The organism is Acetobacter sacchari (assembly GCF_017377715.1).
Taxonomy (GTDB): Bacteria; Pseudomonadota; Alphaproteobacteria; order Acetobacterales; family Acetobacteraceae; genus Acetobacter; species Acetobacter sacchari.
In genome coordinates this window covers 373,388-386,069 of sequence record NZ_JAFVMF010000001.1, presented here as the reverse complement: position 1 = coordinate 386,069, position 12,682 = coordinate 373,388, and the positions used below count along the sequence as shown (strand labels likewise).

Genomic DNA, 12,682 nt, shown 5'->3' with positions numbered 1-12,682 from the left:
CCGCATTGATCACCTCACGGAATGCGACCTCTCGTGGGCGGCCACGACGCCCAGGACTTGGCATCAACGGCGCGATCCGCTCCCATTCCTCGTCTGTCATGTCAGACGGGTAGCGTCTCGTCTTGCGGGTGATCCTGGCCATCCGGCCCCTCTGCTCTGGCGTCCACATCCAGAGCTTGAATCACATCAGACCGATTTTCCAAACAGGCTCTTAGCAAACCAGCTCCAACTCAACAGTTATCCGCTCGCAGATTACGTTGCTTTCGAACTCAGTAACTCTTTCTCGAGCGCGTCTCTCCGCATCCCCAGAGCAACGCCACTAGCGCATGTCTTAGAGATTTTTTCCATTTTCCCGTAATTTCCGATGCGACGGTATGGTTTGGGCCGCCCGCCCCTCCGGATCGTGACGGTCGGGCTGGCAAATAAGCTACGCATAGCCGCTTGCTCATAGAAACCGTGTTGTATCGTTATCGCGTAGGCATTCCATTACATCAGAACAAACAAAGAATGTCGCCGCAGTGCAGGCATGATCGTCCGAATTCGGGTTGCTTCAATGATCCCTTATAATATCGATTTGATCAAAGAATTAATGGAATAATAAAAAATCACAATAGCAAAAAAAAACTCACAGCATATAGAAAATAAATTGCACAATTTAAATAAATATAAAAATATATGAGGAATTACTTCTAAATTGGATTTATTCAGGGGCACTACGGACGCCAAGAAAACTCCGAGTTAACAGTTTTCACAGTCGTCCAATTCGAGCCTGCCATCATCGAAACTCTCCACCGATATACCGCAAACCTCAGTTAGCCACATCTTCCAACGAAAGCGTCGCCGCAAGAATTCTTTGGCATTGAAGACACAATTTCTGGGCTTCAGTGCGTTGCAGTTTCGCAATAAACACCACATCCAGCTGACCCCATATCAACCCGCCATTGTTTCGGGCGAGGCGACCTCTGGTCATTCCACAATTCAGCGCCGCGTTCATGCTCCGCGCATACCCGGGAAGGGGATAGAAGTGACGCCTAGTCCTAAAAGTTATCTACCGCACACCCTCATTGCGACGTCTCTTATCACGGTCTATGCCTCGTCACCGCTTCTCGCTGCAACAAACAGTGCAGAGACCAATGCCAGACTTCACGGCTCCGCCCAGAAGATGGTTACCGGAACGCCCGCATCCGCTCCCGCACGCCCGGCAAGGCAGGTGACCACTCCTGCGGCCGGTGCGCGGCGTTCCTCCGCGTCCTCTCCAAACGAAATGGTGGTGGTCACCGGCAACCGAAATGTCGCCCGCAAAGTGACCGACAACATCGCGCCGATCGACGTCATCACATCGCAGACTCTGCTTTCAACCGGTATGCCGGATCTTGGCTCGGCCCTGATTAACGTCAATCCAGCCATCAACATGCAGGACCATCAGACCGACCAGGGAGCGTTGAGCTCCTCGATCCGGATGCGTGGCCTTGATCCTGATCAGGTCCTCATACTGATAGACGGAAAGCGTCGCCATACGACGGCGAACATCAACTCGGACAAAGGTCCCGATTCCGGGGAAACACCCGTCGACATCGACATGATCCCGGTCGCCATGATCGACCACATCGAGGTTCTGAGAGACGGCGCCGCGGCACAGTACGGCTCTGACGCAATCGCGGGCGTCGTAAATATCATCTTGAAAAAAGGTCCCAAAGGCGGGTCCGAACAGGGGCTGGTCGGCGCAAACTACGCGGGTGACGGTTTCACTTATCTGCTACGTGGCGACCATGGCTTCAAATGGGGCAGCGACGGCTTTGTTCGCATGGCTTTTGAGTTCAAGCACAATGACCTGACCTCACACGATCTGGTCGACAGCCGCACGGGCCGCAAAGATTTCCATCAGCTGGGCGAACCTGATCAGACGCGTGAAAATTTCGCGATCAACTGGGGCAAGCCCATTCTCCACGACAAGGCCTATTTCTACGGCAACGTCATCTACGGCCATCGTCACGCAGAATCTCCGCAGTTCTTCCGTACTGCCACACAGACGCCGCTGCCCAGCTACTATCCCTGGGGCTTTGATCCTGTCGACACATCAGAGGAAAACGACTTTGCCGCCACGGTAGGCGTCAAAGGCGATGATTTTCTTGGTTTTGGCTGGGATTTGAGCAGCACTTACGGCGAAGATATATTCAATATCAATCAGACGAATTCCGCCAATTTGAGTTATCTGGCGACTTACGGCTACACGCCCACCAACTTTCATCTGCGCGGACTGACCTCCACACAGTGGACCAATAATCTCGACTTCAAGCGATCCATTCCGGTCGGCCATCTCATGGCGGGACCGATCAACGTCGCTTTCGGCGCTGAACACCGCATGGAAAGCTATCGGATGAGCGCGGGCGACCCTGCATCTTACTACGGAGCCGGGTCCCAGGCCCTCGTCGGATTGTCGCCGACAAATGCAGGCATCTGGTATCGCGACGTCTACGCAGGGTATCTTGATGTCGACATGCAACCGATCAAGCATCTTGACGTCGATATCGCGGGACGCTTCGAGCACTACACGGACGCAGGCGACGCCAAGACTGGCAAGATTGCCGCACGCTACGATTTCACGCCACAATTCGCCATCCGTGGCGCGATCAGCACCGGATTTCGCGCCCCGACGCTCGCCGAAGAGCATTATGCGACCCTCGGGGTAGCCCCCACGTACGCTGGCGGTCAGCTCGCGGTGAACTCCGCGGCCGCACGACAGTTGGGCGCAGTGCCGCTTACGCCCGAATACTCGACAAATGCGAGCGGCGGCGTCGTCATTCGACCGATCAAGAACTTCAATATTACAGCGGATGTCTATCAGATTAATATTCGCGACCGGATTGTGAACGGCGGAACATACTCCGGCGAACAGGCCGTGAACGCAATTGAAGCGTCAGGCATTCAGGTGCCCTCGTCCATCGCGGCAAGCGCCGTGACAGCTAGCTATTACTCCAACGGCGCTAGCACCAGAACCCAGGGGCTGGATATCGTATCCAACTATCATCTCGATATGAAAAAGAACGGAGTGCTCGACCTCAATCTTGGGATCGATCTCAACCGCACCACGCTAACGCACCTTGGAAATGACACCAACGGCAATCCGCTTCTCAATGCGCAGCGAATCTCCTATCTCACAAGCAATACGCCGCGCAGCAAGATCATCATGGGCGCGCATTGGAAACGCGACAAGTTCGACGTCATGCTTCAGGAAATGCGTTGGGGCCAGACGAAAGACATGATGACCTACCAGTCAGGTCCTTATGCATACTCTTCCACCCATTTCTTCCAGTTTATCAACCCGCCGGTGTGGACGACAAACATTGAGTTTGGTTATCAGGTTCTCCCTCGCGTACATCTCGCTGTAGGCGCAAACAACCTGACAAACCGGATGCCGAAAAAGCTGCCCATGGACGGTCGCTATTACAACGCCGAGGCTTACGACGTTTACGCAAGCCAGATCGGCTTCAACGGCGGCTACTACTACTTCCGGGTGAACGCGACTTACTGATCAGCGCCTACCTCTGAATGAAGAAACGGCCGCATCGATCTCGATGCGGCCGTTTTTCTTTAGTATCACCAAAAGAACAAGGCGAATCCTACCGGATCCGCCTTACGAAGATCAGCGTGCAAACAGCGCGCTATCATCCTTGAATGCCTTGAATTCAAGGGCATTCCCCGCAGGATCGAAGACGAACATCGTAGCCTGCTCGCCCGGCTGCCCAACGAACCGAACCTGAGGCTCCATTCCAAAGCGAACGTCTGCGGCCTTCAGTCGTCCGGCCAATGCTTCCCACTCCGACATCTCGAGGACTGCGCCAAAATGCGGGATTGGAACATTGTGACCGTCAACCGCTCCACCCCCGGCAGCTTTGCATGCGTCCGGGACAAGGTGCGTGACGATCTGATTCCCGTAGAGATCGAAATCAATCCAGGTCGCACTGCTACGACCTTCGGGGCAGGCCAGGACTTTGCCATAAAAGGTTCGCGCTGCGTCAAGATCGTCGACAGCAAAGGCAAGATGAAACGGTCTGGGCATCGTTTTCCTACGTTAATTTGAGCGCTATTTTGCGCCACAGGAACCAAAGGGAAGTTTTTCTCTTCTCAGAGTGAAGCCGACCTTGCGTTCCCAATTTCGGAATGCAGGGGGCACCGCGCTCGCGGCGCAGCAACGCTGTCGTCGAATGCTCGAAGCAGGCGTTTGATCAGGCGTTCGCGTGGCGACAAAGTCCCCCAGACAAGCCCGATTCTTCTTTGCGGCGCGGGCGACGGAAGCGAAATCTTGCGCAACCGCAATCCTGCTGGCCAAGGCGGGGCCCAATCTGGAACCAACGATGCGCCGATGCCTTCGTTCACCATAATGGCGATTGATTCCAGAGAATCGAGCTCAATCTGTTCATGCGGACGCAAATTGTGCCGGGTCATATAACTGTCGGCCAGACGGCCGCTCCAGTGATTGCGACCATACCGGATGAAGTTGTTGCTGCGCAGGATCTCGAACGGATCGTCGGAAGGCTCTTCCGGGGGCGCGATGACGATCATTCGTTCCGTACGGATTGTACGAAATTCGTAGGTTTTTGAAAGGTCGAAGGGTGGCTCCACGATGAACGCGGCGTCGAGGCCACCTTCCTGCACCATGGCGAGCAACTGTGCGGAAGATCCCGGGACAATATGAAAGTCGATACCCGGAAACTGTTGCACGAACCGACGCAGGACGCCCGGCAGGAGGCCGGTGACCATTGTAGGAATGGCGCCAACGCGCAGCCTGCCGACAGGTCGGTCCAGCGCCGCTATGCTGCGCAGGTCATTGACCTGCCCCACGATCACCCGAGCCTGCTCGACAATCGCCGCTGCGTTGATGGTCGGCTGCACCGTTCTTCCGTTGCGCTGCAACAACGTATGACCGATCTCGGCTTCCAGCGCATTGATACGTTGGGCGACAGCAGCTGGCGTCACGTTGAGCGTGCGCGCAGCCTCCGCCAGCGAACCGCGCTCAACGACAACTAGAAATGTCTCCAGAAATCGGGTATCCATCAGCAGTCCTTATTTCCGGAACAGGCGCGGCGTGATCGTACTCAATCTCTCCGGCGGCCCTGACTCATTGATGACGAATGTCTCGCCCACTCCCGCCGCGAGGCCGCTGTCGGCATCTCCGAGCATGATATGCACAAAGAGGACCATACCCGCTTCAAGCAGGAGCGGATTGCCGGAGTAGATCATCGGAGGCGCGTCCATCCAGGTCGGGCGGAACGTTGCGCCAAGCGAGTAGCCGCAAGCCGAATAGCGCGCGGTGCGATAGCCGCCACGATCCAGTCCTGCGCGATGCACGTCATCGAGATGGCCGATCGGCGTGCCCGCACGGGCCGCGTCCATCACCTCGGCGAGAGTCTCCACCGTGCAGGCATGCATGCGTTCCGCGGCAGGCAGGGGCGCACCGATGGCGACCGTGTGCTCGATACAGACATTATACCGCTGGAAGGACGCCCCTAATTCCAGAATAAGCTGATCCTGATCAGCAAGCTGGCGCGCGCCTCCGAATCCTCGACCATAGATTGCTCGCGGCCCACTATTCACCATCGGGCCACCGGCCGGCATGTCGCCGCCGCCAGCCAGCATGGCGCGTACTCCCTCGGCGGTGACGAGGGAATCCATAATTCCCGGCCCGGCGCGCTCGACCATCGCGATCACCGCGTCGTCAGCCAGCCTGCTGGCCTTGCGCACCATGGAAAGTTCTGCGGGCGATTTACGCAAACGCAGATTGCGGACGATGTCCGATGCGTCCTCGAGAAGGAAACGCTCTCCAAGCTCCGAGCGCACGCGCTCCCAGTTGGCGCCCGTCAAGCCATAGGTCGCAAGCTCGACCCCAATCCGCTCACCGGACAGGCCCAGTTCCGCCAGCAACCGCCCGACTTCGCCTGCCGGGTTTTCATCGACTGCATTAAACCAGAGCGCGACATTTTCGTAGAGCGACCCCGCGAGCGCCTGCGCCTGATCCGGACGGCGGGTAAGCAGGACCGCGGCCCGGCCGTCGGCGGTAATAACGCCACATTGAAAGAAGACGTAACCTGCAGTGTCGAAACCGGTCAGATAGAGATGACTTTCCTGAGCGAACACGAGCAGCGCGCCCATCCCTCGGGCCCGAAGCTCGGCGCCGGTGCGCGATAGGCGCTCCGCGTGCTCTTGCGGATGAAAGCTCAGACTGACCTTTCGACCACTCCCCGTCTCACCCACAAACCCGCGTGCGGTATCGATGTCGGACACGCTTAATTACTCCCAATATCAGCTTCGAGGACGGGAGCTTCCATGCTCCACCACGCTGTCGGTTTGATCCGGTGTTCCGTCGAACGACCGTTGGTATACCACTTGCACATCAGTTTGTCATGTTGCTATCGTAATGGTCATGGATTTATTCCCACCCTCGGAAGGCGCAGCCCCGGACTCACTCGCGCGGACGGCCTACACCCGCCTGCTGTCGTTACTGCTCAGTGGCGAACTCGCGCCTGGCGACCTGATTCAGGAGCGACGCCTCGCGGACTGGCAGGAGCTTTCCCGCACGCCAGTTCGTGACGCCCTGAACCGACTGGAGGCGGAGCGGCTACTTACGCGCAAGGGGCGCCACCTCTTCGTCGCAACGATCTCCGTCCGTGAAATCATCGACATCCTTCACGCGCGCCGTCTGCTGGAAGGCGAAGCGGCCCGGATCGCCGCGACCAAAATGGATCAGCATCAGGTCACTGCGATCCGTACCGCCGTGCAGGAGATGACTGACGCCGGAGACGTGGAAGACGAACAACATTGGCGCGTGGACGATATGCTTCATCTCGGAATAGCCGACGCGGCCGAAAACGGAGAAATTCGTCGTATGATCGGCGCCTTGCGCCAACGCACTCGGATGTTCGGCCTCCGCCGCATTCCTGGCCGGTTCGACATCGGGCGTCTGGAGCACCTGCGCATCCTCGATGCCATCGAAGCGCGGAACCCGGCCGCCGCTGCGCAGGCCATGTGCGATCACATCGACCACGCGCAACAGGCTATCGTCGCATTGCTGCAGCAATCAGGGGGCCACGGTGGCTAAACTTCTCTATCTGGCCAATGGCGCCAAAAAACACGCCCCCGGCCGTCTGGATCAATTTTTTGAACGCCAAAATCTTTCAGTCGACGTTTTTTGGGCGTTCAACAACGAGCTCCCTGACTCACTTGATGAATATGAAGGAATTTTCCTCTCGGGCAGTCCCCATGGCGCTTACGAGGATATCCCCTTCATCCACCGCGAGCACGATCTGATCCGCGAGGGCGCCGCACGCAACATACCCATGCTGGGCCTCTGCTTTGGCCACCAGATTCTCGCCTCCGCACTTTGCGGACGCGAGCAGGTGTTTCGCAGGGAAAGCTGTGAAGTCGGCTACAAATGGCTCGATGTCCATGCACCCGCCGAGCGGGACCTTTTGTGTGGCGGTTTCAACAAAACCACGCATATGTTTGTCTGGCATAATGACGAAGTTCGCGCCGGACATCCCGACATGCAGATTATCGCTTCATCGGATGTTTGTCCCAACCACATCTGGCGCTTTCGAGATCGGCCAATCTGGGGAGTGCAGGGACACCCTGAAATCCCGATGGCTGACGCCCGTGAGTGGTTCGAAGGCGTTCGCAGTCGTCTCGAACACGACGGCGCCAACATCGAAGACTTGCTGGCGCAAGCGAGTGACGCAGACGACGGAAAGACCATGCTGAGCCGCTTTGCGAAGCTTCTTCACGGATGAAGGGTTTTCGTGCCCTCCTTTCCGCTTGCCTGCTTGTCTGGGCCATGCCGGCCGCCGGCTCCGATCTGGTGTTCACCAGTTGGGGCGGCGCCTATCAGGATGCAGTCCGGGACGCGTGGCTTACACCATTCAGCAAGGCAAGCGGTATTTCTGTTCTCGAAGATACCGGCCCTGCCCTCGCAAAAATTCGTCTGATGGTCGAAACCGGATCGGTGACATGGGACGTAGTCGCGAGCAGCGGCTCAGGATTCGCCATGGGTTCGCGACTGGGTCTATTCGAACGCATCACCGACTCGATGGTCGATCAAAGCCATATCATTCCGGGAGCACGAAACCCCTACGGCGTACCATCGGAAATTTTTGCGACGGTTGTGGGGTATTCCACACGCACCTTTCCACAGGACCCGCCGCGAAATTTTGTAGACTTCTGGAATGTCAGGAAATACCCGGGAGAACGCCTTCTACCCGCGCTTCCGACTGGCGTTCTGGAGGCTGCATTGCTGGCGGACGGGGTAAAAAAGGAAGACGTTTACCCGCTACTCTCTACGGACGCTGGCCTCAACCGCGCGATAGAAAAAATTCGCGAAATTCGGCCATATGTCAGCTTCTGGTGGTCCTCAGCCGCGCAGGTCGTCCAGGCGCTGGCCAGTGGAGATGGCGTAATGGCGCTTGGTTGGAGCGGCAGGTTTCAAGACGGGATTGACGCCGGGCTGCCGATCGCCATGGCTTGGGACCAGAGCATCATGCAGGTTGGCTATTTCATGATCCTGAAAGGCGCGCCGGATCGCGACAACGCGCTTGCGTTGCTACGATATATTTCCTCAGCGGACGCTCAATCCCGCCTCAGCAAATACATTGCCTATGGCCCGACAAGAACCGACGCATTGTCGATGATACCGACTTCTCGACTCCAACGTCTCCCATCCACACCCGAGAGGCTTGAAAAAGGCTTGCTGATAGACAGCAACTGGTGGGCGGAGCACGGGCGCAGGGCGACGGAACTCTACACAAGCGTCATGGAAGGAAGCTGATGACAAACTATTCGCCACCAGCGGTTGGGGGTGCGTCAGGCGAAATTACGCCAGCATTTTCGCGCGCGGAATATATGAGCCGTCTTGCTGGCGTCCAGGCTGACATCCGGGCGGGGGGCCACGACGCTCTACTGCTATTCATTCCAGAGTCGGTCACCTGGCTGACTGGATTTTATACACGCGCCTACAGCAGTTTCCAGTTCGTGATTGTTCCGGCGGACGGAGAGCCAACCGTCATATGCAGAGATATGGAGCAGTATTACCTCGACCGTAGCAGCATATTTCAAAAACGTTCTGTCTGGACAGATAGCGACGAACCTCTCTCCGTGGGGCTCTTCGCTATTCAGAGAGCAGTGGGTAAACGCCCTAAACTTGCCGTGGAACTCTCGGCCTGGACTCTCAGTGCAGCAAGGTACCGCGCGATTATCGAAGCATTTCCGGATGCCGTGATTAGCGACGCATCTTCCCTCATTTCCACGAAACGCCTCATCAAATCCCCCGCCGAGATCGAGTATCAGCGCAAGGCCGGGCAAGCTGCGGCGGCTGGCATGCAAGCCGCCGCAGCGGCAGCCTGCGCCGGAGCGAGTGAGCGCGATCTCGCAGCCGCGATCTGCTCCGCGATGGTCACGAGCGGCAGCGATAGTCCTGGCCCAGGCGTTCTTTCCTCTGGAGAGAGAGCTTACCATCTGCACGGCGCGTATGGCGACCGCATGCTCGAGGTGGGCGACATTGTTCAACTTGAAGCCATGGCCTGCGTCAGACAATATCACGCGCGCTTCATGCGGCCGATCTCGATTGGTCCCGCCCGCGAGGATATCCTACGTGCGGTCGAAAAACTCGTAGCCATCCAGGACGCCGCCCTTGCAGTGGTTGCGCCCGATGTAGAAGCGAGCGTGCCCGATGCTATTTATCGCGAGGGCGTTCTCTCCTCCGGACTCGCAAAAAAATACACCAACAAGACTTTCTATTCCGTCGGTCTGCTTTTTCCACCTGCAGGCGGAGAAAACCTGGAGGCGACGCCGCAGAGCACCTGGCGGTTCAAAGCAGGTATGGTTTTCCATAGCTACGTGCTTGCTGGAAATCTTGGCATGTCCGAAACAATCGCGATTACAGACACCGGATACGAGCGCCTTACAACCTTCCCTCGCCAGTTGCTAACCAGCGGATGAAAGCTCAACGCCCGAAAGAAAACAGGCGGCTCGCGCTTGCAACGGCGCCGCTGGTTCTGTTCCTGCTGCTGTTCTTCGCGTATCCTGTCGCACGCCTCTGCGTCCTTAGCTTCGCAGACCCCGAGGGACCGCTGGCAAGTTACGCGCGCCTGCTTTCTGTTCCGGCCTACCGCGCCGGTCTTATGGCGACATTCGGCATATCCTCCCTAGTCACGATCCTTTCCGTGTTGTGCGCCTATCCTGTGGCCTACCTTATGGCCAGCGTCCGTCCACGCCTTGCCGCGCTGCTCGGCCTATGCGTGCTTCTACCATTCTGGACGAGTTCGCTCGTGCGCACCACAGCATGGATAATCCTCCTGCAACGCTATGGTGTTATCAACAGTCTTCTGCTTCACGCCGGGTTGATCCGGTCACCCATTTCATTCATCTACAATCTTTCCGGCGTGCTCATTGGCATGACCCATGTGCTCATGCCCTTTGTCGTATTGCCGCTCTATAGCGCATTTCGCGGCCTGGACCGCAGTCAACTGGACGCGGCAGAAGGTCTCGGCGGGTCGTGGCTCAAAATCATCGGTCGGCTTGTTCTTCCACTCACTTCGCGCGCTGCATGCTCAGGAGCGGCGATCGTGTTTATGAGCGCTCTTGGCTACTACGTCACGCCAGCCCTCATGGGCGGGGCTCGCGAGACGATGGCGGCGCAACTCATCGCTTTCAACGTCGAGGATCAACTGGACTGGCCAATGGCTGGCGCATTTTCCAGTATCATTGTGGCGGCGTCTGTCATGATTTTTGCGTGCGCCCAGCGATTAAGCGGTCCGGGTGGACTGTTTGGCAGCCCTGTGAAAGCGACGCAGGCGACCCGCAGCGACGTCGCAATCCGGCGATCTCCCCTCGATTGGGGCGTCGCCGCATGCGGCGCCGCTCTACTCTTCTTCCTCATACTTCCTCTTCTGATCATTGCGCCGATGAGCTTTGGCGCATCGCCATTTATGTCCTTTCCACCCGAGCACCTTACCTGGCGGTGGTACCACCAAGTTTTTACACGCCCCCAATGGCGCGCGGCTCTTTGGAACTCTCTCCAGATCGGAATGATCGCTGTGACAGGAGCGACTATCCTTGGTTCTCTCGCTGCGATTGGTCTCGACGCCCTGCGCGGACGCGTCCGCACTGCCGCAGAAATGCTGATCATCATGCCGATGATCGCTCCGGCAATCGCTCTTGCGATAGGACTCTATTACGAATTTGCGCCCCTGCACCTGCTGTCCGGGCATTGGGGACTGGGACTGGGCCATATTGTCCTCGCATCGCCATTTGTATTCATCGCGGTCCGCAGCGCCTTGCAACGTTTTGACCCCACGCTACTCGACGCGGCGACGGGCCTAGGAGCAGGCCCTCTGCGCGTCACATATCGCGTCTTACTTCCCGCCATCGCGCCGGGCGTCGCCGCTGGCGCTATTTTTGCTTTTGTCACCAGCTTTGATGACGTGGTGCTGGCGCTCTTCCTGACAGACGTACGCAGTCGCACCCTACCCCGCCTTATTTACGAAAACGTATCACAGGACATTAACCCCACAGTCGCCGTAGCATCGACCTTGGTAGCGTTAGCAACTCTGCTGGTTCTCTCGATCAATCTCCTGCTCACGAAGTCGAAATCATGAACTCTTTCTTCTCAGGCAAGCCGGTTGCTCTTAACCAGGTAAGAAAATCTTATAACGGAACTGGAATACTCAAGAATATTTCGCTCGATATTTCGGCCGGAAGGTTTTGCACATTTCTTGGCGCCTCCGGATCCGGCAAGAGCACTCTGCTCAAGATCATTGCAGGCTTCGAATACGCAGATTCCGGAGAAATAAGTATTGGTGGTCGGAACATGGCCCAGGTTCCAGCTCGCCGACGAAATATCGGGATGGTATTCCAGAATTACGCCTTGTTTCCTAATATGAGCGTCGCTCGAAATATTGCTTTTGGACTTGAGACGCGTCGCGTATCCCGGAATGAAACAAGAGCGCGCGTTAACGAAATGCTGGAGATCATAGGACTTTCTGGGTTTGGTGACCGTCTGCCCTCAGAACTTTCCGGCGGGCAGCAGCAACGCGTGGCTCTCGCCCGGGCGATGGTCATTCGACCTGACGTGCTGCTTATGGATGAACCCCTTGGGGCGCTTGACCGCGTGATCCGACAATCGTTGCAAACTCAGATAAAAGATATTCAACGTAGTTTTGGCATCACCATTTTATTCGTCACTCACGATCAGGAAGAAGCCCTGCATATGTCGGATGACGTAGTGATCATGAGAGATGGTATGATCGAGCAAATCGGGTCGCCGCAAGATCTTTACGCCCGCCCGATTAACCGCTTCGTTGGATCATTCCTTGGCGATTGCAATTTCATTTCGCGCAACGGGAAGGAATACGCGATACGTCCAGAGGCCACACATGTTGGAGACGCCTCAAATGGTCGCGATCACATCCTTGACGGCGTGCTTTCTCAAATCGTTTTTTTGGGTGGTCGCGAAAAACTGACCGTCATGGTGGGCGACATGAACTTCACGGCCATCCGAAACGTGAGCAATACAAACGAACCTATCGTGCCAGGTTCGCCGGTCCGTATCGGTTTTTCCTTACGTGACGCGACAGCCCTTGCAAAATGATTGCCCCCTTAGAGATACATAAAATGTGAAGTATGAATTTATAAAATG

General features: G+C 56.8%; 11 protein-coding genes. 7 read left to right on the top strand and 4 right to left on the bottom strand.

What is annotated here, in order from left to right:
- On the bottom strand, positions 1 to 169 hold a 169-nt coding region (locus J2D73_RS01700), incomplete at its 3' end, for a transposase (RefSeq protein WP_207878813.1).
- 855 nt (positions 170 to 1,024) lie between these two features.
- On the opposite strand from J2D73_RS01700, the gene J2D73_RS01695 reads away from it, so the two are divergent.
- Positions 1,025 to 3,532: a TonB-dependent receptor domain-containing protein gene (locus J2D73_RS01695; RefSeq protein ID WP_207878740.1), complete on the top strand. Its 2,508-nt coding sequence runs from the start codon at positions 1,025 to 1,027 to the stop codon at positions 3,530 to 3,532.
- A 111-nt stretch (positions 3,533 to 3,643) separates the two neighbouring features.
- Here the strand turns inward: J2D73_RS01695 and J2D73_RS01690 are convergent, their stop codons facing one another.
- From J2D73_RS01690 to J2D73_RS01680, 3 genes are all read right to left on the bottom strand, one after another.
- The gene (locus J2D73_RS01690; protein WP_207878738.1) at positions 3,644 to 4,060 is read right to left on the bottom strand and encodes a VOC family protein; all 417 of its coding nucleotides are present in this window, start codon (positions 4,058 to 4,060) and stop codon (positions 3,644 to 3,646) included.
- Positions 4,061 to 4,125: 65 nt separating this feature from the next.
- Complete coding sequence (locus J2D73_RS01685) at positions 4,126 to 5,055, bottom strand: LysR family transcriptional regulator (RefSeq protein ID WP_207878736.1); 930 nt, start codon at positions 5,053 to 5,055, stop codon at positions 4,126 to 4,128.
- 9 nt (positions 5,056 to 5,064) lie between these two features.
- Positions 5,065 to 6,282 carry a M24 family metallopeptidase gene (locus tag J2D73_RS01680; RefSeq protein WP_207878734.1) on the bottom strand — a complete coding sequence of 406 codons (1,218 nt, stop codon included), beginning with the start codon at positions 6,280 to 6,282 and terminating at the stop codon, positions 5,065 to 5,067.
- Positions 6,283 to 6,421: 139 nt separating this feature from the next.
- On the opposite strand from J2D73_RS01680, the gene J2D73_RS01675 reads away from it, so the two are divergent.
- The 6 genes from J2D73_RS01675 to J2D73_RS01650 all read left to right on the top strand — a co-directional run bounded on the left by J2D73_RS01675 (position 6,422) and on the right by J2D73_RS01650 (position 12,634).
- A complete protein-coding gene (locus tag J2D73_RS01675; RefSeq protein WP_158093416.1) occupies positions 6,422 to 7,096 on the top strand; it encodes a GntR family transcriptional regulator in 675 nt (224 codons plus the stop codon).
- Positions 7,089 to 7,784 (top strand): glutamine amidotransferase-related protein, encoded by a 696-nt coding sequence (locus J2D73_RS01670; RefSeq protein WP_207878732.1) that lies wholly within the window; start codon positions 7,089 to 7,091, stop codon positions 7,782 to 7,784. Before J2D73_RS01675 ends, J2D73_RS01670 begins: the two co-directional genes overlap by 8 nt.
- Positions 7,781 to 8,815 (top strand): ABC transporter substrate-binding protein, encoded by a 1,035-nt coding sequence (locus J2D73_RS01665; protein ID WP_207878730.1) that lies wholly within the window; start codon positions 7,781 to 7,783, stop codon positions 8,813 to 8,815. The genes J2D73_RS01670 and J2D73_RS01665 overlap by 4 nt, the downstream gene beginning before the upstream one ends.
- Positions 8,816 to 8,889: 74 nt before the next feature.
- Entirely contained in the window at positions 8,890 to 9,984 is a 1,095-nt protein-coding gene (locus J2D73_RS01660; RefSeq protein WP_207878728.1) for a M24 family metallopeptidase, read from the top strand.
- Positions 9,981 to 11,642: an ABC transporter permease subunit gene (locus tag J2D73_RS01655; RefSeq protein ID WP_207878726.1), complete on the top strand. Its 1,662-nt coding sequence runs from the start codon at positions 9,981 to 9,983 to the stop codon at positions 11,640 to 11,642. Before J2D73_RS01660 ends, J2D73_RS01655 begins: the two co-directional genes overlap by 4 nt.
- Complete coding sequence (locus J2D73_RS01650) at positions 11,639 to 12,634, top strand: ABC transporter ATP-binding protein (protein ID WP_207878725.1); 996 nt, start codon at positions 11,639 to 11,641, stop codon at positions 12,632 to 12,634. The genes J2D73_RS01655 and J2D73_RS01650 overlap by 4 nt, the downstream gene beginning before the upstream one ends.
- Positions 12,635 to 12,682 lie beyond the last annotated feature (48 nt).

Bases quoted from the DNA above. Each gene is read 5' to 3' on its own strand.
- J2D73_RS01690 (WP_207878738.1), bottom strand. From the start codon at position 4,060: ATGCCCAGACCGTTTCATCTTGCCTTTGCTGTCGACGATCTTGACGCA.
- J2D73_RS01685 (WP_207878736.1), bottom strand. From the start codon at position 5,055: ATGGATACCCGATTTCTGGAGACATTTCTAGTTGTCGTTGAGCGCGGT.
- J2D73_RS01675 (WP_158093416.1), top strand. From the start codon at position 6,422: ATGGATTTATTCCCACCCTCGGAAGGCGCAGCCCCGGACTCACTCGCG.
- J2D73_RS01665 (WP_207878730.1), top strand. From the start codon at position 7,781: ATGAAGGGTTTTCGTGCCCTCCTTTCCGCTTGCCTGCTTGTCTGGGCC.
- J2D73_RS01660 (WP_207878728.1), top strand. From the start codon at position 8,890: ATGAGCCGTCTTGCTGGCGTCCAGGCTGACATCCGGGCGGGGGGCCAC.
- J2D73_RS01655 (WP_207878726.1), top strand. From the start codon at position 9,981: ATGAAAGCTCAACGCCCGAAAGAAAACAGGCGGCTCGCGCTTGCAACG.
- J2D73_RS01650 (WP_207878725.1), top strand. From the start codon at position 11,639: ATGAACTCTTTCTTCTCAGGCAAGCCGGTTGCTCTTAACCAGGTAAGA.